Source organism: Buchnera aphidicola (Chaitophorus populicola) (assembly GCF_964058995.1).
Classification (GTDB): Bacteria; Pseudomonadota; Gammaproteobacteria; order Enterobacterales; family Enterobacteriaceae; genus Buchnera_J; species Buchnera_J aphidicola_BO.
This window is the reverse complement of record NZ_OZ060382.1, coordinates 359,324-383,771: the sequence shown is the minus strand read 5'-3', so window position 1 is coordinate 383,771 and position 24,448 is coordinate 359,324. Positions and strand designations below refer to the sequence as shown.

The window sequence follows — 24,448 nt, the reverse complement described above, 5'->3', positions numbered from 1 at the left end:
ATGTTGTTAATTTTTTTATAAAAATTTTAAATTTATTTATAAGGATTATTTTGTAAAGCATATTGAAAGACTTCTGTAATATTTTTTACTAAATGTATTTTCATATCAGCAAGAATTTTTTTTGGAAGTTTTTTTAATTGTCTACTATTATCTTTTGGAATAATAGCATGTTTTATTCCTTCTCGATGCGCAGCTAATATTTTTTCCTTTAATCCTCCAATAGCTAAAACATTTCCGTTTAAAGTAATTTCTCCTGTCATAGCAATATCAGCTTTAGCAGGATTTTTAGTGAAAGCAGAAGCTAAAGATGTACATATAGCAATACCTGCACTAGGGCCATCTTTTGGAATTCCTCCTGCTGGAACATGAACATGTATATCTTTTTTTTCATAAAAATTATTAGATAATTTTAATTTTTTTGCTTGTTTTTTAATTACAGTTATAGCAATGTAAATAGATTCTTTCATTATTTTGCCTAAATATCCTGTTAATAATAATTTTCCTTTGCCTTTTAGACAAGAAGTTTCTATTTGTATAATTTCTCCACCGCATTCAGTCCAAGCTAATCCTGTAGTTTGTCCAATTTGATTGACAAAATTTTTTCTATTTTTAGTAAATTTCTTAATTCCTAGATATTTATGTAAATTTTTTTTATTAATTTCTATTTTTTTAATTTTTTTATCTAATAATATTTTTTTTACTACTTTTCGAAAAATTTTCGCGATTTTTTTTTCTAAACTTCTAACACCAGATTCACGTGTATATGAACGAATTATTTCTAGAATAGTAGGATTATTTATGATAATTTCATTATCTTTTAATGCGTTTTCTTTAATTTGTTTAGGTTTTAAATAAGAATTATAAATTTGAATTTTTTCATCTTCTGTATATCCAGATAATGTAATTATTTCCATTCGATCTAATAATGGACTAGATATATTGTATGAATTAGCTGTTGCAACAAACAAGACTTCTGATAAATCATAATTTACTTCTAAATAATGATCATTGAATGCAAAATTTTGTTCTGGATCTAATACTTCAAGTAAAGCAGATTCTGCATCACATCTCGCATCATCAGACATTTTATCAATTTCATCTAATAAAAATAATGGATTTTTTACTCCGGTTTTAGAAATATTTTGCATAATTTTACCAGGCATTGATCCAATATATGTTCTTCTATGACCTCTAATTTCAGCTTCATCTTTGATTCCACCTAATGACATTCTGATATATTTTCTTCCTGTAGCTTCTGCTATAGATTCTGCTAATGATGTTTTTCCTACTCCTGGAGGTCCTACTAAACATAAAATTGGCCCTTTAATTTTATTTGTTCTTTTTTGTACTGCTAAATATTCTAATATTCTATCTTTTACTTTTTTTAATCCATAATGATTAGAGTTTAATATATTACGAGCATTAGAAATATTTTTTTTAACTTTAGTACGTTTACTCCAAGGAATTTTTATCATCCATTCGATATAACTTCGTACTACAGTAGTTTCAGAAGACATGTACGGCATAAATTTTAATCTTTTTAATTCTATTATAATTTCTTTTTCAATATTTTTTGGTATTTTAGCTTTTTTAATTTGCTTTTTAAAACTAGAATATTCATTTAAATCTGGATTTTTTTTACCTAATTCTTTTTGTATAGCTTTGATTTGTTCATTTAGATAATATTCTTTTTGATTTTTTTCCATTTGGTTCTTAATTCTGTTTCTAATTTTTTTTTCTATAGTAAATAATTCTATTTCTGATTCAATAATAACCATTAATTTTTCTAATCTTTTTTTAATATCTATATGTTCTAATATTTTTTGTTTTTTAGCTAATTTAAATGGAATATTTGTTGCAATAATATCTATTAATTTTTCAATATCTTTAATTTTTTTTAATGAATTTAAAAGATCTGAAGAAATTTTTGTATTAAATTTAGAATAATTTTCAAATTGATTAATTAATGTTCTTATTAATGCTTTATGTTCTTTATTATAGGTATCTATTGAATTAATAATTTTCACTTGCCCTAAAAAATTATTATTTTTATCTCCTAATTTAATTATTTTAGCTCTCGTTAATCCTTCTATTAATATTTTTACTGTACCATCAGGTAATTTTAATAATTGTAAAATATTTGATATGGTTCCAATTTTATATAAATCTTTTATAGTAGTTTTATTTTTAGAATATTTTTTTTGAGTAACTAACATAATTTTTTTATCTTTTTTTATCGCATTTTCAATACATTTAATAGATTTTTTACGTCCAACAAATAATGGTATTACCATATGAGGATATATAATTGTATCTCTTAATGGTAAAATATTTATTTTTATATATTTTAATTTTTTTTTATTCATAAAAATTCTCTTTTTAATATATTTTAAAAGATTAGCATTAAATAAATATTTTTATTAAATTTTTTAAAATATTTTTAATATAAACATGTATTATTCAAATTATATAAATATTTTTAATATAATTATATTAATAATTTTATTTATTTTTTTAATAAAATCTTTGGTGCATTATTTTTAGTAATTGTTGATTCATTAATAATTACTTTTTTTGCGTTCTTAATAGATGGTAAATCATACATAGTATCAAGTAAAATATTTTCTAATATTGCTCTTAATCCACGTGCTCCAGATTTTTTTTTAAGAGATTTTTCTGCTATTTTTTCGATAGAATTTTTACAAAATTTTAGTTTCACACCTTCTATTTTAAAAAGTGTTTTATATTGTCTGATTAAAGAATTTTTAGGTTTATATAAAATTTTTATTAATTCTGATTTATTTAAGTTATTTAATGTTGTTATAATTGGTAATCTTCCTATAAATTCTGGAATTAACCCAAATTTTATTAAATCTTGAGGTTCTATTTTATCTAAATTTTTTATTTTAATATTTTGATCATATAATTTATTTTCTTTTTGAAATCCAATATGTGATTTTTTATTTAACCTACGAAAAAGAATTTTTTGTAATCCTAAAAACGTTCCTCCGCATATAAATAAAATTTTAGATGTATCTATTTGAATACATTCTTGTTGAGGATGTTTTCTTCCACCTTGGGGAGGAATAGATGCAATAGTTCCTTCTATTATTTTTAAAAGAGATTGTTGTACTCCTTCACCTGAAACATCGCGTGTAATAGATGGATTATTTGATTTTTTAGATATTTTATCTATTTCATCTATATAAATGATTCCAGATTCAGCTTTTTGCACATTATAATCACATTTTTGTAGGAGTCTTTGAATAATATTTTCTACATCTTCACCAACATATCCAGCTTCTGTTAAAGTTGTAGCATCAGATATTGAAAATGGAACATTTAATGATTTTGCTAAAGTTTCTGCTAATAAAGTTTTTCCACTTCCAGTAGGGCCTATAATAAGAATATTACTTTTACCTAGTTCAATCATTTTATTTTTTTTGTATTTTTCTATTGTATATAATTTTTTATAATGATTGTGTACGGCTACAGATAATACTTTTTTAGCTTTTTCTTGTCCGATAACATAATCATCTAAATTCTTTTTAATTTGATGAGGTGTAGGTAAATCTTGATATTTTTTAAATAAACATTGATTTTTTAAATTTTCTTCATATAAAATATTATTGCATAAATAAACGCATTGATCACATATATATGCTTTTGTTCCAGCTATAATTTTTTTTACTTCTTTTTCGTTTTTTTGACAAAATGAACAAATTAATTTTTTATTTTTTTTTTTTTCTTGATCCATAATTATCTCTTTTATAAAAAAATTATTATTTATTTTTTTATTTATTATTATAAATTTTATATACATTATTTTTTTTTGTTTTTTAAAATAGAATCTATTATTCCGTATTCTAATGCTTCTTTAGCTGAAAGAAAATAGTCTCTTTCAGTATCTTTTTCTATTTTTTTAATATTTTTGTTTGTGTTATGAGATAATATCTTATTAATAATTTTTTTAACTTTATCTATTTCTTTCGCATGTATTTTAATATCAGATGCTTGTCCTTGAAAACCGCCTAAAGGTTGATGTATCATAATTCTAGAATTTGGTAAACTAAATCTTTTTCCTATTTTTCCAGAAGATAAAATTAGTGCAGCCATAGAAGATGCTTGTCCTAAACATACTGTATTTACATCTGGTTTAATAAATTTAATAGTATCATATATAGATAAACCTGAAGAAACAATTCCTCCTGGTGAATTAATATATAAAAATATATCTTGTTTATTGTTTTCAGCTTCTAAAAATAATAATTGCGCAATAATAAGATTAGATAAGTAATCGTCAATTGGTCCTGTTAAAAATATTATTCTATCTCTTAATAAACGAGAATAAATATCAAATGACTTTTCTCCAAGATAATTTTTTTCAATTACTATAGGTATTACACCATGATTATTTTTTATTGGATAGTTTTTTTTATATAACATATGTTATTATCCTTTTAAAATTATTATTATTCATTTATAAAAAAAAATTATAAATAAGTATTTTTATTCTTTTTTATAGCTTTTAAAAAATTTATTTTTTTTTCTGTTATAATTACGTTTTCAAGAATAAAATTAAACGCTTTTTCTTGTAATAAAAAATTTTTAATGTTTTTTAAAACAATTTTTTTATTAATTTTATGATTTTTTTTGTCTATTTGAAAAAAATTTTTTGTTGTATTGTTAAAAACTTTTTTTATTAATTTTTTACTTACAGATAATGATTTTTTATTAATAATTTCTTTAATAAGATTATTTATTATTGCTTTTTTTTGAGAAGCTTTATAAATATTTTTATTATACAATTTTTCAAATATATTTTGATTTTTTTTATAATGAGATAAAAATTTTTCTTTATATAAACATATATTTTTTTTTACAATTGAAATTATTTGGTTATTTTCATTGATATATTTTTTTTTTTGTATTATTTTAATCCATTTTTTAATAAAATTTTTTTTTAAAAGTTCTCTTGCGATTTTTTTAGATTCTTCTTTCATTTGTGTATAAATATTTTTTTTTAATTCTTGTATATTTTTTTCTATAAAACCAAATTTTTTAAATTTTTTAAAATTTATTTTTTTATTTATTTTTTCTTGAATATTAATAATTTTTATTACAACAGTTATTTTTTTTCCAGAAATTTTTTGTTCTGGATGATATTTTGAAAAGTTTATAATAACAGTTATTTTATCCCCTATTTTTTTTCCAATTATAGAAGAAAAAATTTTTTTTAATAATAAATCTTTATTAATTAATATAGAAAAATCTTTTTTTTTTAAAATATTTTTATGATGGTTTTCTAATTTTAATTTATAATTAATAGTCACTTTATCATTTTTTTTAATTTCTGTATTTTTATTTTTCCAGTTTGAAATATTTTTTTGAAAATTTAATAAGATTTGAGTAATGTCTTCTTCTGATATTTCTATATTTAAATTATATAAATTAATCGATTTTAATATTTGTTTTAATTTATCACAAACAATATCGAATTTTATTGTATAATTAAAATCAGTTCCTGGAATATATTTTCCTAAGAAATATTGAATATTTTCATAGTTTTGAATATTTTTTTTTTGAATTAGTTTAATAAAATTTTTGTGTATTATTTTTTTTAAAATTTTATGAAAAATATTATTTTTATAATATTCTTCAATAATTTTTTTTGGAACTTTACCTTTACGAAAACCATTCATAGAAATAGTTTTTTTTAAAAATAATAATTTTTTATTAATTTTATTTTCTATATTATATGAAGAAATAACATATTTTTTTGTAATAGATTTATTGTTTTTTATTTTTTTTAAAATATTTTCACTCATTTTTTTCTCGATTTTTATAAATTTTGAAGAAATTTTAATATTAATATAATTAATCAGATTATTTTTTACATTTAATAGAAGTTATTTTTTTTGTTGATTTTTGAATCCATTCTTTTTCTGTATATACAAAAATTTCTAATCCATGTATTATTTTTTTTAATTCTTTAGATAAAATATTATAAATTATTTGATGTCTTCTTAATATATTTATTTTTAAGAAATATTGACTAACAAGTATTATTTTAAAATGAGAATTTTTATTATTTAGTTTAGGATGCATGAAACTCATATTATATATTTTTAAATAACTTAACTTAATCCTTTTTTGTATTTTTTTTTTTATTAATTTTTTCATATTTTTTATTTTTTATTTAAAAAAATATTTAAAAAATAATTTATTTTATAAATTTTTATTTATATAGTATATAAATTATTTTTAAATTTAAAATGAATTTATTTAAGATAATATTATAATATTAAAAATATTTATATTATTTTTTTAATTTTTTAAATATTTATTTATTTTATTAAATTAAAAAATTAAAAAACTAAATTATAAAAATAGTTTAAAATTTTAATTTTATAAAATAAAAATTTTATTTAATTGTTTTTGAGGTTTTAGTATGAATTTTTATAAATTTAAAAAATTTTTAGTATTTTTTGTATCATTTTTATTAATTGGATGTCGTGGAGGAATTATTTCTCCTAAAGGACAAATAGCTTTAGAACAAAAAAATTTAATAATTACTGCATTTTTAATTATGTTAATTGTGGTAATACCAGTAATCTTTATGACTATTTTTTTTTCTATAAAATATTACCATAAATATAAAAATTCTATATATTCTCCTGATTGGAATCATTCTTATGTTATTGAATTTTTCTCTTGGGGAATTCCTATAGGTATTATTTTATTTTTATCTATTTTATCATGGAATAAAACACATGATCTAGATCCTAAAAAATCTATTTATATGAATAATTTTAAACCTTTAAAAATATATGTATTATCTACAAATTGGAAATGGATATTCATTTATCCTCAACAAAAAATTATTACAATAAATAAATTAGTTATTCCTACTAATATACCAATAAAATTTTATATTACTTCTAATACAGTTATGAATTCTTTTTTTATTCCATCTTTAGGTAGTCAAATATATTCTATGCCAGGAATGACAACAAGTTTAAATTTAATTTCAAATTTTTCTGGTTTATATAAAGGAATCTCTGCAAATTATAGTGGAAAAGAATTTTCTAATATGAAGTTTAACGTTTATTCTATATCTAATAATAATTTTTTTTATTCATGGATTAATAAAATACATAAAGGATGTAAAATAGTTTCAAGTGTGAATGATATTAATAGTTTTTATAAAAATAATAAAAATTTTTTTTCTTTTATAGATATAACATTAGTAAAAAAAATTATTAATACAAAATAATTATTACTTTACACAATCATTTATAATGTTTAAGGAAAAATTTATATGTTCGGAAAATTATCTTGGGCAGATATACCTTTTCATGAACCTATTATTGTAATTACATATATTTCTATTTTTATAATTTCTATGTTAATTATATCTTGTATTACATATTTTAAAAAATGGACATATTTATGGAATAATTGGTTTACAACTGTAGATCATAAAAAAATTGCTGTAATGTATATAATATTATCTTTTATAATGTTATTTCGAGGTTTTGTAGATGCAATTATGATGAGAATTCAGCAATATTTAGCTTCTTTAGAAAATCCTGGTGGATTCTTACCGTCTTATCATTATGATCAGATATTTACTGCTCATGGTGTAATTATGATTTTTTTTGTAGCTATGCCATTAATAATAGGTTTAATGAATTTTGTTGTTCCTTTACAAATTGGTGCTCGTGATTTAGCATTTCCGTTTTTAAATAATTTGAGTTTTTGGATAACAGTTAGTGCAGTAATATTAATTAATTTATCTTTAGGAATAGGTGAATTTGCAAAAACAGGTTGGTTAGCATATCCTCCTTTATCTGAGATGCAATTTAGTCCAGGAGTTGGAGTAGATTATTGGATTTGGTGTTTACAAATCGCTGGTGTTGGAACTACTTTAACTGCTATTAATTTTTTAGTGACAATATTAAAGATGAGAGCTCCAGGTATGACGATGTTTAGAATGCCGGTATTTACATGGACTGTTTTATGTTCAAATCTTTTAATTATCGCTTCTTTTCCAGTATTAACAGTTACTTTATCTTTGTTAACTTTAGATCGATATTTGGGATTTCATTTTTTCACTAATGAATGTGGTGGAAACATGATGATGTATATTAATTTAATTTGGATTTGGGGTCATCCTGAAGTTTATATTTTAATATTACCTGCATTTGGAATTTTTTCCGAAATAGTATCTACATTTTCTAGAAAATCTTTATTTGGATATGTTTCTTTAGTTTGGGCAACTTTAGTTATTACTGTACTATCCTTTATAGTATGGTTACATCATTTTTTTACTATGGGAGCTGGAGCAAATGTAAACGCTTTTTTCGGAATTACTACTATGATTATTGCAGTGCCAACTGGAGTAAAAATTTTTAATTGGTTGTTTACAATGTATAGAGGGCGTATTTATTTTCATTCTTGTATGTTATGGACGATTGGATTTTTAATAACTTTTTCTATAGGAGGTATGGCTGGAGTATTATTATCATTACCACCAGCAGATTTTGTTTTACATAATAGTTTATTTTTAGTAGCTCATTTTCATAATGTTATTATTGGTGGAGTAGTTTTTGGTTGTTTTGCAGGTATTACATATTGGTTTCCTAAAGTATTTGGATTTATATTGAATGAATTTTGGGGTAAAATATCTTTTTTCTTTTGGATTATAGGATTTTTATTCGCTTTTATTCCATTATATTTTTTAGGATGTATGGGAATGACTCGTCGGTTAAGTCAAAATATAGATTTTAATTTTCATTTTTTATTATCTATTGCTTGTTTTGGAGTGTTTTTAATTTTTTTAGGAATTGTATCTCAAATTATACAGTTCATAGTTTCTATAGTACAACGCAAGAAAAATTTAGATATGACAGGTGATCCTTGGAATGGAAGAACTTTAGAATGGAGTGTATCTTCTCCAGTTCCTGATTATAATTTTTCTATTATACCGAAAATATATGATAGAGATATATTTTGGAAAATAAAAGAAAAAAATACTTCTTTAAGAAAAAATTTTTATACTTTATATAAATATGAAGATATATATGTTCCAAAAAATAGTTCATATGGAATTATTATTAGTTTCTTTGTATTAATTTTAGGATTTTCTGCGGTTTGGCATATTTGGTGGATTTTCTGTTTTTCTATTATAAATATTCTTTTCATTTTTTTATATAAAAGCTTTTTTAAAGAAAAAAAACAATGTATTAAAAAGAAAATAGTTAAAAAGATAGAAAATAATTATTATAAAAATTTAAATAAATAGAGTTAAAATTATGATTAAAAATTTTTTAAACAATATTTTAAAAAAAAAAACAAATAATTTTTTAGAAAAAATTACAGTAAATCGGAAAACTATTTTTGGTTTTTGGATTTATATTATGAGTGATTGTATTATTTTTTCTACTGTATTTGCAGTTTATTTTGTAATGGTTCACAATATTTCAAATGGTCCATCTGGAAAAGATTTTTTTAATTTAAAGTTTGTATTTTTAGAAACTTTTTTTTTATTATTAAGTTCTTTATTTTTTAGTATAGCAATAACTTTCATAAAAAAATGTAATTCTTTCATGGTAATTCTTTATTTATTTTTAGTTTTTATATTAGGATTTTTTTTTATTGCTATAGAAGTAATAGAATTTTTAAATTTATTTAGAAATAATTATCTTCCAATGCGAAGTGGATTTCTTTCATCATTTTATGCTTTACTATGGTTGCATGGATTTCATGTAATTTGTGGTTTGTTTTGGATTATTTTAATGATTTTTCAAATTCACATTTTAGGATTAAATAAAATTATAAGAACTAGAATTTTATGTCTAAGTATTTTTTGGCATTTTCTTGATATTATATGGATTTTTTTATTTACTTTTGTTTATTTATTTGGAGTAATAAAATGATTGCAAATATTAAAAAAAAAAATTTTTTTCAAACATCAATTTTTTTTTACATATTAGTTTTTGTTTTTTCTTTAATTCTTTCTTTTTTTCCTTTTTATATTGTGATGTATAATATATTTTTGGCAAATTATTTATATTTTTTAGTGACATTGTGCTGTTTTATTCAAGTTTTTGTACATATATTGTTTTTTTTACATTTAAATGATTTTAATAAAAATTATTGGAATTTTTTTTCTATAGTTTTTACTACAATAATTATTTCTATTATTTTAACTGGTTCTATATGGATTATGAGGAATATAAATCATTATGCAACATGTTTTTAAAAAATATAAAAAATTTTTTTTTTATTATATTGAACTTATAAAACCACGAATTATTGTAGTTAATATTTTTTCAGCTTTGGCAGGATATTTTTTAGCATTAAAAAAAAATATTTTTGATTGTAAAATATTTTTAGCTATGATTGTAGGTTTATCTTTTTTAATAGCTTGCGGATGTGTTTTAAATAATATTTTAGATAGAAAAAATGATAAAAGAATGATAAGAACAAAAAATAGAGTTTTAGTTAATAAATATATTTCTATAAATTCAGCTTATGTTTTTTCTTTTTTTTTATTTTTTTTCGGAAGTTTAATATTATTAACATTTTTAAATAAATTAGTATATATAATATCTTTATTTAGTTTATTTATTTATGTAGTTATATATACTATTTTATTAAAAAACAAATCTCAATATTCAACTATTATTGGAGCAATATCTGGATCTTGTCCAGTCATAATAGGATATTTTTCTGTCGAACATTCTTTAAATATGATTCTTATAATTTTATTTTTTATTTATTTTATTTGGCAAATACCTCATTCATATGCAATTTATTTATTACATCTTAAGGATTATAAAAAAGCTCAAATACCGGTTTTTCCTGTAGTAAATAATTTTCATAAAACTTTAGATCATATGTATTTTTATATAAATATTTTAATTTTTATGATTTTTATATTCAATATTTTATATTTTGTAAATTATATAAATGGTTTTATTTTTTTATCATTAGGATTATTTTGGTTGTCTATGATTTCAGAAGGTTATTATGATGTTCATTTTTATAAAAAAAAATGGGCTTTAAAAATGTTTAAATTTTCAATTATTTATATTATTTTATTTAATATTTCTATTTGTATGAATTTTTTTAAATTTTTATAAACATTTATTAGGTTTAGGAATACCAGCAAGTTTACTAATTTGTATAGAAGGATTTTTTGGAAATAATTTAATTAAAGAAATGCTATTAATTTTTTTTTTAGATTTTTTATTAATAGCTATTAATAATATTCGTAAAGGAGGAGACATATTAAATTTTAAATAAAAATTTCTTGCAAAATATATTATTTTCCAATGTTTCTTATTTATTTGGATTCCTTCATTTTTTGCTATATTAATAACATATTTTGCATTCCATTTTTTTTTTTTTGATTTTTTTTTATTATTGTATTTTTTTGTCATATTTTTTGTAATATTATATAAATTTTAAAATAATAATATATAGAATTATATAAATTATTTTTTTTTAAATAAATATATTTTTAAAATATTAAAAATATTTAATTATATAAATTAAAATAATTTATATTTATAAAATATATTTTATGCTATTTTTTTAAAACGTATTTTAAAAGCTGCTTTATCTAATACACCGTTAATAAATTTATGACTATCTTTAGATCCAAAGATTTTAGCTATTTCTATACCTTCATTAATGATTACTTTATAAGGAATATCTTTTCTTTTTAGTAATTCATAAAAAGACATTCTTAATATTGATTTTTCTACTTCGCTTAATCTGTTTAAATTTCTTAATACATATGGTTTAATTAAATTATCTATCTTAATTTTATTTTTTATCATACCTATAAATACTTCTTGAAAATATTTAAAATCTATTTTTTTTTTATATTTTTCATAAAAAAAATTTTTAATTTCATTACTATTATTATGAGATATTTGCCAAGAATATAAAGCTTGTACAATACATATTCTAGAATTTTTACGTAGATAAATTTTCATATTTTTCTCATTAGATTTTATATTATAATTTATCAGTTTTTTTAAAATTAATTATTATACGTAGATCTTTTCCTATTTTAGATATTTTTCTAAAAATTATTTTTTTAGATTGGGAAAGTTTTTTTATATAATTTAATAAAAAAATAGGTTTAGATTGATTACCTAATATAATTGGTGCGCAGTATATTATAAGTTCATCAATCATATTTAATGATAATAAAGCAGAAGTAAATAACGATCCTGATTCAACTAAAATATTTTTTATATTTAGAGTTCCTAAAATTTTAAATAATAAGATTAAATTTATTTTATTTTTATATTTTGGAATAATTATTTGTTTTACATGTTTTGGCCAAATTTTTTTATCTTTTTTTAGCCTAATTAATAAAATTTGACTTTTGATTTTAAAAATTTTATGATTTTGTTTAACTCTATTTTTACTGTCAATTATAATTCTGATTGGTTGTATAAAATTTTCTATAGGAAAAGATTTTCTTTCAATAACATTCATTTCTGAAAATCGAACGTTTAATGAAGGATTATCTTGAATAATTGTATTACTTGTTGTAAGTATAGCTGTATTTTGTGCGCGTAATATATGAACTTCGCTTCTTGATTTTTTTGATGTAATCCATTTACTTTCTCCAGATTTAGTAGCTATTTTACCATCAAATGACATAGCTATTTTTAAATTTATCCAAGGATTTCCTGTTTTTATCCATTTAAAAAATTCTCTATTTATAAATTTAGATTTTTTTTTCATTAACCCTATATGTACTTTTATTCCTGATTTTTTTAATTTTTTTATACTTTTACCATTTACTTGAGGATTAGGATCTTTAACAGCAATAAAAATATTATTTATTCCAGATGAAATAATTTTTTTATAACATGGTCCTGTTAATCCATAATGTGAACAAGGTTCAAGTGTTACATACATTGTTGCTTGATAAGATAGTTTTTTTGCCATTTTTAAAGCAATAATTTCAGCATGTTCAGAACCTCTTTTTTGATGCCATCCTTTACCTACAATAATATTATTTTTTACAATTATACAACCAACAATTGGGTTTATAGAAGTAGTAAAAATTCCTTTTTTTGCTAGTTTTATTGCTTTTTTCATATATTTTTTATGATTAATCATATATTTTTTTAAAATTATTTAGAAATATTTAATTATTAATTGAAGATAGTTGTATAAAATATTTTATATTTTATTAATTTCTTTAAGAACGTTTATAATTTCTAATGCTGATAAAGCAGCTTCAGATCCTTTATTATTAATTTTAATACCGCATCTCTCTAAAGTTTCATTGATATTACTTGTCATTAAAATACCTGTTATAATAGGAACATGATGATTAATACTAATTTTAGATAATCCATATGTAAGTGAATTTTCTATAAATTTATTATGTCTTGTATGTCCTTTAATAATTGTTCCTAAAACTATTATTGCATGATATGTTTTTTTATATGCAATTATTTCTGCGGTAATAGAAATTTCATATGCTCCAGGTACTTTTACAGTAGTAATATCATTTGATTCCACATTCCCTATTCTTCGTAATGTTTGAATACAACTTTTTAACAATTTATCATTAATAAATTCATTAAATCTTGTAGTAATAATTGCAATTTTAGATTTTTTTGTTATTAATTTGGATTGAATAACTTTCATTTTTTTCTCTTTTTTATTTATAGTTGTTATTTAAAAAAATATATTATGTAGATAATATTTTATTATATATGAAATATTTTTTTCATAGATATTAAAATATTTTATATGTATAAAAAATATTGTATTTTAATGATATTAATGTTATATTAAATAAATATCGCGGGGTGGAGCAGTTCGGTAGCTCGTCGGGCTCATAACCCGAAGGTCGTTGGTTCAAATCCAACTCCCGCAAATAAAGCTTTTTATTTTTTTAATAAAATTTTTTTAATTTTTTTTAAAAATCCACTTTTTCTAGTGTTTATTTTTTTTGCAGCCTCCACAAAAGTACTTTTTTTAGAAAATATATGTATTTTTTTTTTCGATCTAGTAATTCCTGTATAAATTATTTCTCTATTCATAATATTATTAGATTTTAAAGGAAATATTATATTTATTTTTAAAAATTCTGATCCTTGTGCTTTATGAATAGTTATAGCCCATGTAGTTTGATATTTAGGTAATAAATTTATTGGAATTTTATTAATTTCTCCATTTTTTGTTAAAAAAAATACTTGCATATTTTTATTTTTATCTAGTAAAGTAATACCAATACTTCCGTTAAATAATTTTAAGTATTTACAATTTTTTAAGATAATTATTGGTTTTCCTATATACCATTTATTTTTTTTTTTTATAGAATATTTAAAATATTTTTTAAAAATAATTTTCTTAAAAATTTTATTTATTCCATCTACACCAAACATACCTTTTTTTAATACACATAAAATTCTTATTTGATAAAAATATTTTAAAATTTCTTTATATGAATATTTTTTAAAAATCATTTTCCAATAATTTTCATACATAATAAATATTTTTTGAATCATTTTTTTATATGAAGCATAAGATTTATTTATAATAGAAAATTTAATATTTGAAAATTTATTATTAAAAATATTTTTTATTTGTTCTTTTTTAAAATTTTTAATAATTTTTGAAAACTTATCAATGTTAGATTTCTTTTTAAATCGATATTTTTTTTTCAAAATAAAAATTTTTTTTTTAATGTTTTCTTGATTTGCTTCTAAATTTGGTTTTTTAATTAAATTTATTAATTTTTTATATATATTTTGAAGATTTATTTTTTTATATGAAATAAAAACATCTTTTAAAAAAGATCCATTATTAACAGCAGGTAATTGATTTGGATCACCTAAAAATATTATTTTACCATTTTTATTAAAAGTATCAATAATTTTTTCTAACATAAAAATATCTATCATAGATGATTCATCAATGATTAATAAATCGTAATTAATATTTTTAATACTATAAAAAAAATTATTTTTAGAATAATTATTTATTTTAAATAAATCATGTATAGTAAATGCAATTTTAGGAATATGTATTTGATTTTTTTTTTTTATTTTTAATAAATATTTATTTCTTTTAATAGATTCGATTAGTACTGAACTTGCTTTTCCAGTAGGAGTAGCTAATATAATTTTTTTATTTTTTGAAATATGAATAAATGCATAAATAATTTTAGAAATTAATTGTGTTTTTCCTGTTCCTGGAGAACCTAATATAATTGTAAATTTATTTAACAAACATAAAATAATTGCTATTTTTTGTTCAATATGAGATTTTTTAAAAAATTCTTGTTTAAAAACTTTTTTCCATATATGAAATTTATATTTTTTAATTTTATATTTACATTTTAAAAATTTTAATATTTTTTTTTCAATAATCCAAATTTTATTAAGATATAAATTATTTCCATCGATAATTAATGGAAAGTTTTTGTCTTTATTTCCTACTGCATGACTTTTTAATAATTCTTTTTTAATATTTTTAATATGTTTAATTTTATTAATAATTTTTGTTCCAAAAATTTTGTTTTTTATGATTTTTTTTAAAGAAAGAAAAGTATAACCTGTTCTATTTAAAAAACTCATATATGTTGCAGTAATTAATAATAATGACTCATATGGATATGCAATATTTTTTGCAAAATAATAATCTATTTTTTGAAATATTTTTTTTTTTACTAATTTTTTTATTAATTTAATCATAATATAATATTTTTTTGTTTGATAAAGAAATGATGATTTATTTTTTTAATAGTTTGATATGATGGACTATAAAAAAAAATTCCATTTTTATTTTTTTGATTAATTCCACGTAAGAAAATATAATAAATACCTCCAAAATTTTTTTTAAACTTATAATTTTTTAATTTTAGTTTTAGAAATCTATGTAATGCTATCGAATATAAATAATATTGAATATAATATTTTTTATTTGTAATTTCTTGTTTTAAATATTTTTGTGTATAAAACTGAGAATTTTTACCTAAAAAATTAGATTTATAATCTATTAAATAATATTTTTTATTAGTTTTAAACATTAAATCAATTTTTCCATTTAACATGATATGTTTTTGATTAGAAAAATTTTTTTTAAAAGTTTGATTTATAGATTTTTTTTTGTTTAAAATATTATCAATTAAGGATATATTAAGGTTTTTTTTTAATGGCAAGGAAAATTCAAATTCTTTTATATAATTTTTTTTCTTTAGATTACATAATTTTGTTTTATATTTATTAAAAGATTTTAATAAAATTAATTTAATCCATTTTTGCACTATAGATAACCATTTTTTTTCTAATTTTATTTTTTTTAATTCTTTTAAAATTAAATATTTATGATTTTCTTTTTTAAAATCTATATTTTCTAATATTGTATGTAAGAATATTCCATATTTTTTTCCTTTTGGAAAGGTATATTTGTTTAATTTAATTTTTTTATTTATATTTTTTTTTTGTTTAAACTTATTTTTTTGGTTTTTTTGCTTTAAAATTTTTTTACATATTTTTGTATAACTTATATTTTTTTCTTTGATATATTTTTTTTTAAAAATATTTTCTTGTATAATTATTTTTTTTTTTTGATTTTGTATTACATCATCTGAAGTTAAATTTTTAGATATTATTTGAATATTTTTATTTAAAGTAATTTTTTTAATTTCATCTTTTAGTTCTTGAACAGTCATCTTTTGACCTTTTTGTAAGATATGTCCTAATCCACTATGATGAAATTTTGTAATTTTATTTTTTACATTAATGAATTGATTTATACCTATACTACAATGAAATATAGCACGTGTTATAGCAACATATAATAAACGTATTTCTTCAGATAATTTTTCTTCTTTTTCTAATTTAATATTTTTTATTTTTTTTTTAATATTTATTAAAATATGAAATTTTTTTCTATCATGAAAAATAAGTTTATTAAAAGATTTAAAATTTGAAATAAATGGAATCCAAATAATTGGATATTGTAATCCTTTAGATTTATATATAGTAGTTATATTGATACATTTTTTATTATTATAAATTAGTCTTTGAAAATACTTTTCATTATATTCTACTTTTTGATAGATTTTTTTTTTAAACCATTCTAATAAAAAAAATAAATTTTGTCTTAGTATCGATTTTTTTTCTAAAATTTCACCTAAATGAATTAAATGTGCAATATAATTTTTATTTTTTTTATTAAAAAAATATTTTTGATAAAGAGGACTTTTATAAATAATATTTTTAATAAGATTTAAAATTCCTTTTTTTTTCCATATTAATAAAAATTTATTAAATTTATCTTTTAATTTTGATAATTTAAGATGATTTTTTCTTAATTGAATTAAAGTATAAAAATTTTTTGATATGATAGATGTAGTAATTGCTCTATTAAAATAATATTCATTTGAATTATTTAATATAGCTTGTAATATATAAAAAATTTCTTTGACAATATTTTTTTTAAAAATAGATTTTTTATAAGAAGTGTAATAAGAATTAATATTTTTTTGTTTTAATTTTGATTTTAATATTTCAAATTCTTTAAAATTTTTTACTAAAATACAGATATCTTTGATTTTTAAAGTTTTTTTATTATTTTCTGTTTTTAATATAGCTTTTTTTTTTTTTATTTGTGAAATTAAATAAGAAATATTTTCAGCGCATTTTTGAGCAATCCAATTATTATAATTATCTTGTGATTCATCTTCATTTTTATTTAACCAAAATGTAATTGCTGGTTGTTCTTTTTTATTAATAATAAATTTTTTTCTTGAAGAATTTTTTGAGGATAAAACAGATTTATATTGTATTTTTTTAAAAATGAAAGTATTTTTTGTTCTTTGAAATAAAAAATTTATACTATCAATTAATTTTTTAGAAGATCTCCAATTTGTTTTTAAAGTATGTATATTAGATATTTTTAATGTATTTTTTAAATAAAAAAATATATCTGCTCCTCGAAAATTATAAATAGATTGTTTAGGATCTCCTATTAACATTAATGAAGATTTATGCTTATTTATATATATTTTTCTAAAAATATTATATTGTTGATTATCTGTATCTTGAAATTCGTCAATAAATGCTATTGGAAACTTTTTTTCTATAAATTGTGCTAGATTTTTATTATTTTTTAAAGATAATAATATTGATGTAATTAAATTATCAAAACAAAAAATTTTTTTTTTAATTTTTTTTAAAATTTTTGGTATTTCTTGAATTGCATAAAAAATAATACTTTCTTTTAATGAAAATTGTATTTTTAAAAATTTTTTTATGATGTCTAAAAATAAAAAATTTTTCTTATTAAAATTTTGACAATTTTTTTTTATTTTTTTTTTGTTAAAATGTTTTAATTCTTTGGGGATAATATAATCTTTTGTTTTTTTTAAAGTCCATTTTGTAATTTTTTTAATCCATTTAGAAATATTTTTATTATTATATATTCTTTTATTAAATTTTTTTTTTAAAAAATTTATTTTTAATAAATTTTGTATATATTTCCATTTTTTTTTAAAATTTGTTATCTTTGTTATATTTTCTTTATGTTTTTGAATAATATTTTTTATGTTTTTATTTTTTTTAAAAAAAATTTTTGATTTAATATTTAAAAATTGAATTACTTCTAATAATAAATTATCTGGATGTTTCCAGTATTGAAAAATTATATTAGAAATTTCTTTATTTAATGGATAAAAAAATTTTCTCCAAAAAATATATATAGATTTTTTATATAAAATTTCTTCGTGATAATTTTTTTTATCTGTTAAAGAATATTCATTATGAATATTTTGAATTTTTAAAATGTGTTGACAAAATCCATGAATAGTATAAATTGATGCATTATGAATTTCTATATAAGCTTTTTTTAATATAAGATTAGCTTCTTTAAAATTTTTAATTTTCTTAAATAATTTTTTAAAATATATGTTTTTTGTTTTTTTAGATAAACAATCTATGTAAAGATGATAAATAATTTTAGATAATCTATTTTGAATTTCTATTTTTGCGTTTTGAGTATATGTAATAATTAAAATTTCTGTAACTAAATATTTTTTTTTATTATTAATTCCTAGTAATAAACGCAAATACAATAAAATAATTGTGAATGTTTTACCTGTTCCTGCTGATGCTTCAATTACTCTAATTCCTTTAAACGGAATTCGAAATATATTATTTAATGTATTCATTGATCTTTTAAGTTATTAAAATTTTATATAGAATTTTTATATATTGGAAGCATCCAATATTTACATGTTTGACATGTTTTTTTAATAAATTTATCATTTAATATTGTATAGATTTTTTTAATATATGGATTTTTTTTTTCTCCTATAGAATACTTATTCCCATTCCATACTTCTTTAATTTTTTTTTCACTATATTTAATTTTTTCATATTTTTTTGAAATATTTTTTTCTTTTTTATCATATATATAATGAAACCAAGTTAATCCTGTATTTGTTAAAATTATTGGATTTTTTAATCCTTGAATATATCCTAAAATATATTTTAATAAATATTTTTTTGCTAAATCTTTTTGAATGTTTTTAAAAACGACTTTATTATTCATACCTATATAATAACTATTATATTTTCCACCGTAAATACAATATATTAAATGTTCTATCCATAAAGTAATTTTATTATAGTGATTTAAGTTAAATGGTTTCCAACGTAATAAACCTTTTTTAGTAATGTTTTTTAAGATTCCTTGAATGAGATACTGATTTATTTTAAATTTAATATTTTTATTTTTACAAGATATATTTATTTTTTTAATTTTATAAAATATTTTTTTCATTTTTTTTAGTTGATGATTAAAATAAGTAATTCCAAAATTTCCATGAGGTAAAATACTCATAGAAGATACTATTTTAAATAAATTTTTTATATCTTTTTTAAAAATCATATAATCGAGAATTTTTTTATTTAATAAATAATGATTTTTTTGATCTATATAAAAAGGTTCTTGGTTATAGTCATGTAATATTTCTTTTTTATAAAAAATTTTTAATTTTTTATTAAAAAAATATTTAATAGGATTATTCCAAAAAGATAATAAATTTTTTATATATATATTTTTTATTTGAAATAATAATGGTATTTTAATATTTTTTTTTAAATTTTTATTTTTTATTTTATTTTTTGATAAGATCCATATTGACTGAAAACTATTAAAATTTTTTTTTATATCAAAATTTTTTTTTTCAAAACTATGTTTAGGATGTATAAATAATAAATTTTTAAAGAGATTATTTGTTTTGGTAATATTTTTTTTTTGAAAAACAAAATTTTTTTTTATATATATTTTTAATTGATTTAAAATAATAGAATAAGATTGTTGTTTTACTGAATTATATGAATTATTTATATAACTAATAAAGAATTTTTTTTTTGTAAAATATAATAATTCTAAAAATATAAAATAATCTTCTGAATTTTTTTGATAATTATTTTTGTTTGTATATTTATATAATAAATTTTCACATTTTTGAATGTTTTTTTTAGGAAAATTATCATTATTCATACCTAATATATAGGTAATTTTAAACGGCACAGTTCTAAAATTATTAAAGTTAGTAAATATTATAGAATTATAATTTTTTTTTTTATATTTAAAAATTTTACTTAATTTAGAATTAATTTCATATTGAATAATTTTAATTGATATTCGTTTTTTATATGAACTATTTTCAATATTTTTTAATGTATCGTTCCATGCTTTTTCAATATATTTAATTTGATTTTTTTTTTTAGCATTTAAATAAAAAAAATCAGTAATAATTTTTGAATATATTTTTTTCCAGGTATTTATATTTTTTTTAGTTGATAGTATTCTTTTCCATTTTTTTAAAATTTTTATAAAAAAAAATATTTTTTCTAGTATTTGAATTTCTTTTTTTTCATAAATATCATATGGAAGAATATTATTCCATAAAACGTAATTTTTTACTCCATATCCAATAATAATTTTTTTAATACCTTCATTCCAAGTATTTTGATTAATGGGTATGTAGTTCATTTTTTTTTTATGTTTTTTATTAATTCCCCATCTAATATTTGTATCTTTAACCCATTTTTTAATTATTTTTAAATCTTTTTTTTTAATTGAAAATTTTTTTGAAATAAAAGAAAAATTTAAAAAAAATAATATTTTTTCATGTTTAAATTTACTTTCTGGTAATTCTAAAATTTTGTTAAAAATATATAAAATTTGATTATTATTAGAAAATTTTTTTTTGTAAATACTAAATGAAATTTTATTTTTTTGATTTTCTGAAATAAAAACTGATTTAATAAACGGAATATAATTTTCAATATTTTTTGTTTTAATTATAATATCTTTTGGCTTAATATCTTTATTTTTATTTAATACATATAATATATTATCATATAAAATTTCTATTTCTCTTAAATAATTGTTACATTCATGAATTGAAATTGAATAGTCACAACTAGAAATATTTTTTTTTTTTAAAAATAAATTTTTATATATGTTTGTAATATTATTTTTAATATAACTCAATAAATTATTATTATTATTTAAAATATATTTGTGTTTTATATTCTTTGTTAAAGAATAAATATATTTTATTTGTTTTAAGTGATCTTTATACCAATGGGAAACAAAGCAATTTTTATTATATTTTTTTTTAAAATTTAAATTTGAAAATGGAGTACATATAAATAAATATATTTTTGTAATATTACTAATTTTTTTTAATATTTCAAAATATGAATATGAATAATTAATTGGATTAAATAAGAATAATTTATTAGGTAATTTAATAAATTTAATATCATTTTGAGTAAAATTATTTATTAGATATGGAATATGAATAGTTTTATTTGTGTTTTTTGTATAAATTATTTTGTTCCATATTTTTTTTTGTATATTATAGAGAGAATTTTGATTTAATATAGTATTTTTTTTATTTTCCCAATCTAAAATTAAATTTGGATTATAAATAGAATATTCATATAAAATTTTTGATAAACTTTTAAAATATTTAAATTTAATTAGATCTGAATCTGCTTTATTGAACGGGAAATATTTTATATATTTTTGAGATAAATTCATTAACTCCCATAAAATATTTGATTCGTTTAATAAAAAATTTTTTTTAAAAACTTTTTTTTTTAAAATGTTAAAAATAAATTTTTTTATTGAAATATAAGAAATATTTCCATGAATTCCAAGAATTTTTGATATTTTTTTTTTGATATAAGAAATAATTTCTTTATCCTCTATAATAATTATTTCTTTTAAAAATATATTTTGTTTTTTTTTTTTAATTAAATAACATATTTTTTTTATCAAATAATTTAGATTATTAGAAGTATAAATTTTTATCATAATTTTTTTAGTAAGTTAAGTAATTAAATTAAATTATTTTAATTTTAAATAATTTTTATAATTTAATTACTTTTTGTGTTATTTTTTATTTTTTTTTAATTTTTGTATTTTATTATATTTTAATAATTTTAAAAAATGATCTGAACATGCAATTTGAATGTTATTTTTATCTAATTCTTTTTTAAATTTAAACATTAAATCCCAATATACTGTTTGTAGTTCCTTTGTTTTACTCCAACATCTCACTACAAAGTTTAAAGAATTAGGAGATAATTCATGAAGTCCAATTAATACATCTGGATTTTGTACTACTCGATCATCTTTATTTACAACTTTTTTTAATACTGAAATTACTAATTCAATATCAGAATTATGGGCAACGTGTATAAAAAATTCATTTCTTCTAATAGAAGCTCTAGAATAATTTACAATTTCTCCAGACATAATTTTATTATTAGGGATTACAGCAATTTTTCCATCTATAGTACGTAAAATTGTATAAAATATATCTATATTTAATATTGTCCCTGAAATTTTTTCTAAACTAACGTATTCTCCTAGTTTAAAAGGTTGTAAAATTTTTAGTAAAATTCCGGCAGTGAAATTTGATATAGTTCCTTGTAAAGTTAATCCTGTAGCCATTCCTAATGTTCCAAGAATTGCAATAAAAAATGTTGGTTGAACATTACTTATATGACCTAATGCCAGAATGATCGCAATAATTATAAGTATGTATTTCAACATATTTGTAAATCCAATTAATTATATTTATTCGATAAATGAAGTTTTTTATTCTTAAAAAAATCAATTATGATAAATAAAGTTATAGTTTTATAAAATAAAATTTTTTAAAATTTTTATTTTATCTGATTTTTTATAATATATAAATTTATTTTATAAGAAATTTAATATATTTATAATAATTATTATAGTAAATTGTAATTTTTATAGTATATTTATTGCATTTAAGTTTTTAAATATTTTTTTTAGTCTTGTAGAAGTGTTATTTTGCGATTTTTTTATCCAATTTCTTGGATCATAATATTTCTTATTAGGTTTATTAATTCCTTCTGGATTTCCTAATTGACTTTGTAAATAATTTTTATATTTTTTATAAAATTTTAATATTCCTTCCCATGAATACCATTGTATATCGGTATCAAAATTTATTTTAACTACTCCATATTTAATAGATTTATGAATGTCAAGTAAAGATGATCCTGATCCTCCATGAAAAACAAAATTTAAAGGATTTATACGAGAGATATTATTTTTTTTTTGTACATATATTTGAGATTTTTTTAATATTTTAGGTTTTAAATCTACGTTTCCTGCTTTATATACTCCATGTACATTTCCAAAAGATGCTGCAATAGAAAATAGTGAACTAATTTTAGAAAGTTTTTTATACGCATAATTTACTTCTTTTGGTTTTGTGTATAAATATTTTTTTTCTAAATTATTATTATCAATTCCATCTTCTTCTCCTCCAGTGCAACCAAGTTCAATTTCTAATAGCATATCAATTTTTTTTATTTTCTTTAAATATTTAGTACATATCTGGATATTATTTTTTAATGATTCATGTGATAAATCTAACATATGAGAAGAAAATAAAGGACGTTGATTTTTCTTAAAAAATTTTTTTCCAGCTTTAATTAATCCTTTAATCCAAGGTAATAATTCTTTATTACAATGATCAGTATGTAAGATAATTGGAATATTATAATATTTTGACATTAAATGAATATGTTGAGCGCCTGATATAGCTCCATCAATTGCTTTTTGAAATATTTTTTTTTTAGTATTTTGTAATCCAGAAAAAAATATTGATCCTCCATATGAAAACTGTATAATAACAGGAGATCGCATATCTTTAGCTGTTTTCAATATAGTATTTATAGAATCTGTATTTATACAATTAATCGATGGTATAGCGAAATTATTTTTTTTAGCTAATTCAAAAATTTTTTTGGTTTCATATCCGTTTAAAACACCTACGGGAATTTTTTTTTTAATTATATTCATATTTTATTTTAATTCCTTATTTTTT

General features: G+C 18.1%; 19 protein-coding genes and 1 tRNA gene. 6 read left to right on the top strand and 14 right to left on the bottom strand.

All coding sequences use genetic code 11. The features are described 5' to 3' along the window. Positions 1–32 precede the first annotated feature (32 nt). The 5 genes from lon to AB4W57_RS01715 form a co-directional block, all read right to left on the bottom strand. Entirely contained in the window at positions 33–2,366 is a 2,334-nt protein-coding gene (gene lon / locus AB4W57_RS01735) for an endopeptidase La (RefSeq protein WP_367677433.1), read from the bottom strand. A 140-nt stretch (positions 2,367–2,506) separates the two neighbouring features. Next, on the bottom strand, positions 2,507–3,760 hold the full coding sequence (clpX, locus tag AB4W57_RS01730) for an ATP-dependent protease ATP-binding subunit ClpX (RefSeq protein WP_367677725.1): 1,254 nt from the start codon (positions 3,758–3,760) through the stop codon (positions 2,507–2,509). A 62-nt stretch (positions 3,761–3,822) separates the two neighbouring features. After that, on the bottom strand, positions 3,823–4,446 hold the full coding sequence (locus AB4W57_RS01725; protein ID WP_367677432.1) for an ATP-dependent Clp protease proteolytic subunit: 624 nt from the start codon (positions 4,444–4,446) through the stop codon (positions 3,823–3,825). Between the two features lie 47 nt (positions 4,447–4,493). Further along, positions 4,494–5,828, bottom strand: coding sequence for a trigger factor (locus AB4W57_RS01720; RefSeq protein WP_367677431.1), 1,335 nt, complete (start codon positions 5,826–5,828; stop codon positions 4,494–4,496). A 58-nt stretch (positions 5,829–5,886) separates the two neighbouring features. Beyond that, complete coding sequence (locus tag AB4W57_RS01715; protein ID WP_367677430.1) at positions 5,887–6,183, bottom strand: BolA family protein; 297 nt, start codon at positions 6,181–6,183, stop codon at positions 5,887–5,889. Positions 6,184–6,451: 268 nt separating this feature from the next. Here AB4W57_RS01715 and cyoA point away from each other — a divergent pair, with 268 nt between their 5' ends. Genes cyoA through cyoE form a run of 5 tightly spaced genes read left to right on the top strand, consistent with a single transcriptional unit; the run spans position 6,452 to position 11,150 of the window. Continuing rightward, complete coding sequence (cyoA, locus tag AB4W57_RS01710; protein ID WP_367677429.1) at positions 6,452–7,276, top strand: ubiquinol oxidase subunit II; 825 nt, start codon at positions 6,452–6,454, stop codon at positions 7,274–7,276. Between the two features lie 45 nt (positions 7,277–7,321). Continuing rightward, positions 7,322–9,307: a cytochrome o ubiquinol oxidase subunit I gene (gene cyoB / locus AB4W57_RS01705; protein ID WP_367677428.1), complete on the top strand. Its 1,986-nt coding sequence runs from the start codon at positions 7,322–7,324 to the stop codon at positions 9,305–9,307. Between the two features lie 10 nt (positions 9,308–9,317). After that, the gene (locus tag AB4W57_RS01700) at positions 9,318–9,941 is read left to right on the top strand and encodes a cytochrome c oxidase subunit 3 (protein WP_367677427.1); all 624 of its coding nucleotides are present in this window, start codon (positions 9,318–9,320) and stop codon (positions 9,939–9,941) included. After that, a complete protein-coding gene (locus AB4W57_RS01695; RefSeq protein ID WP_367677426.1) occupies positions 9,938–10,267 on the top strand; it encodes a cytochrome C oxidase subunit IV family protein in 330 nt (109 codons plus the stop codon). The genes AB4W57_RS01700 and AB4W57_RS01695 overlap by 4 nt, the downstream gene beginning before the upstream one ends. Beyond that, positions 10,251–11,150, top strand: coding sequence for a heme o synthase (cyoE, locus tag AB4W57_RS01690; protein WP_367677425.1), 900 nt, complete (start codon positions 10,251–10,253; stop codon positions 11,148–11,150). The genes AB4W57_RS01695 and cyoE overlap by 17 nt, the downstream gene beginning before the upstream one ends. Here the strand turns inward: cyoE and AB4W57_RS01685 are convergent. From AB4W57_RS01685 to ribH, 4 genes are all read right to left on the bottom strand, one after another. After that, positions 11,145–11,450, bottom strand: a complete 306-nt coding sequence (locus tag AB4W57_RS01685; RefSeq protein ID WP_367677424.1) for a TusE/DsrC/DsvC family sulfur relay protein — start codon at positions 11,448–11,450, stop codon at positions 11,145–11,147. The genes cyoE and AB4W57_RS01685 overlap by 6 nt on opposite strands. Before the next feature lie 141 nt (positions 11,451–11,591). Continuing rightward, on the bottom strand, positions 11,592–12,011 hold the full coding sequence (gene nusB / locus AB4W57_RS01680) for a transcription antitermination factor NusB (protein ID WP_367677423.1): 420 nt from the start codon (positions 12,009–12,011) through the stop codon (positions 11,592–11,594). Positions 12,012–12,033: 22 nt separating this feature from the next. Further along, the gene (gene ribD, locus AB4W57_RS01675) at positions 12,034–13,155 is read right to left on the bottom strand and encodes a bifunctional diaminohydroxyphosphoribosylaminopyrimidine deaminase/5-amino-6-(5-phosphoribosylamino)uracil reductase RibD (protein ID WP_367677422.1); all 1,122 of its coding nucleotides are present in this window, start codon (positions 13,153–13,155) and stop codon (positions 12,034–12,036) included. Between the two features lie 63 nt (positions 13,156–13,218). After that, entirely contained in the window at positions 13,219–13,692 is a 474-nt protein-coding gene (gene ribH, locus AB4W57_RS01670) for a 6,7-dimethyl-8-ribityllumazine synthase (RefSeq protein WP_367677421.1), read from the bottom strand. A 158-nt stretch (positions 13,693–13,850) separates the two neighbouring features. Here ribH and AB4W57_RS01665 point away from each other — a divergent pair. Next, positions 13,851–13,924, top strand: a tRNA-Met gene (locus tag AB4W57_RS01665). A 10-nt stretch (positions 13,925–13,934) separates the two neighbouring features. On the opposite strand, the gene recD is transcribed toward AB4W57_RS01665, so the two are convergent. The 5 genes from recD to fbaA form a co-directional block, all read right to left on the bottom strand. Further along, complete coding sequence (recD, locus tag AB4W57_RS01660) at positions 13,935–15,746, bottom strand: exodeoxyribonuclease V subunit alpha (RefSeq protein WP_367677420.1); 1,812 nt, start codon at positions 15,744–15,746, stop codon at positions 13,935–13,937. Then, positions 15,743–19,225, bottom strand: coding sequence for an exodeoxyribonuclease V subunit beta (gene recB / locus AB4W57_RS01655; RefSeq protein ID WP_367677419.1), 3,483 nt, complete (start codon positions 19,223–19,225; stop codon positions 15,743–15,745). Before recB ends, recD begins: the two co-directional genes overlap by 4 nt. 23 nt (positions 19,226–19,248) lie before the next feature. Then, positions 19,249–22,395: an exodeoxyribonuclease V subunit gamma gene (locus tag AB4W57_RS01650; protein WP_367677418.1), complete on the bottom strand. Its 3,147-nt coding sequence runs from the start codon at positions 22,393–22,395 to the stop codon at positions 19,249–19,251. Positions 22,396–22,473: 78 nt separating this feature from the next. Next, complete coding sequence (locus tag AB4W57_RS01645) at positions 22,474–23,139, bottom strand: mechanosensitive ion channel domain-containing protein (protein WP_367677417.1); 666 nt, start codon at positions 23,137–23,139, stop codon at positions 22,474–22,476. A gap of 201 nt (positions 23,140–23,340) precedes the next feature. Further along, positions 23,341–24,423, bottom strand: coding sequence for a class II fructose-bisphosphate aldolase (fbaA, locus tag AB4W57_RS01640; RefSeq protein ID WP_367677416.1), 1,083 nt, complete (start codon positions 24,421–24,423; stop codon positions 23,341–23,343). Positions 24,424–24,448 lie beyond the last annotated feature (25 nt).

What these genes read in the sequence shown, in the direction of transcription:
- lon (WP_367677433.1), bottom strand. Translation starts at nt 2,366, where the DNA reads ATGAATAAAAAAAAATTAAAATATATAAAAATAAATATTTTACCATTA.
- AB4W57_RS01725 (WP_367677432.1), bottom strand. Translation starts at nt 4,446, where the DNA reads ATGTTATATAAAAAAAACTATCCAATAAAAAATAATCATGGTGTAATA.
- AB4W57_RS01720 (WP_367677431.1), bottom strand. Translation starts at nt 5,828, where the DNA reads ATGAGTGAAAATATTTTAAAAAAAATAAAAAACAATAAATCTATTACA.
- AB4W57_RS01715 (WP_367677430.1), bottom strand. Translation starts at nt 6,183, where the DNA reads ATGAAAAAATTAATAAAAAAAAAAATACAAAAAAGGATTAAGTTAAGT.
- cyoA (WP_367677429.1), top strand. Translation starts at nt 6,452, where the DNA reads ATGAATTTTTATAAATTTAAAAAATTTTTAGTATTTTTTGTATCATTT.
- cyoB (WP_367677428.1), top strand. Translation starts at nt 7,322, where the DNA reads ATGTTCGGAAAATTATCTTGGGCAGATATACCTTTTCATGAACCTATT.
- AB4W57_RS01700 (WP_367677427.1), top strand. Translation starts at nt 9,318, where the DNA reads ATGATTAAAAATTTTTTAAACAATATTTTAAAAAAAAAAACAAATAAT.
- AB4W57_RS01695 (WP_367677426.1), top strand. Translation starts at nt 9,938, where the DNA reads ATGATTGCAAATATTAAAAAAAAAAATTTTTTTCAAACATCAATTTTT.
- cyoE (WP_367677425.1), top strand. Translation starts at nt 10,251, where the DNA reads ATGCAACATGTTTTTAAAAAATATAAAAAATTTTTTTTTTATTATATT.
- AB4W57_RS01685 (WP_367677424.1), bottom strand. Translation starts at nt 11,450, where the DNA reads ATGACAAAAAAATACAATAATAAAAAAAAATCAAAAAAAAAAAAATGG.
- nusB (WP_367677423.1), bottom strand. Translation starts at nt 12,011, where the DNA reads ATGAAAATTTATCTACGTAAAAATTCTAGAATATGTATTGTACAAGCT.
- ribD (WP_367677422.1), bottom strand. Translation starts at nt 13,155, where the DNA reads ATGATTAATCATAAAAAATATATGAAAAAAGCAATAAAACTAGCAAAA.
- ribH (WP_367677421.1), bottom strand. Translation starts at nt 13,692, where the DNA reads ATGAAAGTTATTCAATCCAAATTAATAACAAAAAAATCTAAAATTGCA.
- recD (WP_367677420.1), bottom strand. Translation starts at nt 15,746, where the DNA reads ATGATTAAATTAATAAAAAAATTAGTAAAAAAAAAAATATTTCAAAAA.
- recB (WP_367677419.1), bottom strand. Translation starts at nt 19,225, where the DNA reads ATGAATACATTAAATAATATATTTCGAATTCCGTTTAAAGGAATTAGA.
- AB4W57_RS01650 (WP_367677418.1), bottom strand. Translation starts at nt 22,395, where the DNA reads ATGATAAAAATTTATACTTCTAATAATCTAAATTATTTGATAAAAAAA.
- AB4W57_RS01645 (WP_367677417.1), bottom strand. Translation starts at nt 23,139, where the DNA reads ATGTTGAAATACATACTTATAATTATTGCGATCATTCTGGCATTAGGT.
- fbaA (WP_367677416.1), bottom strand. Translation starts at nt 24,423, where the DNA reads ATGAATATAATTAAAAAAAAAATTCCCGTAGGTGTTTTAAACGGATAT.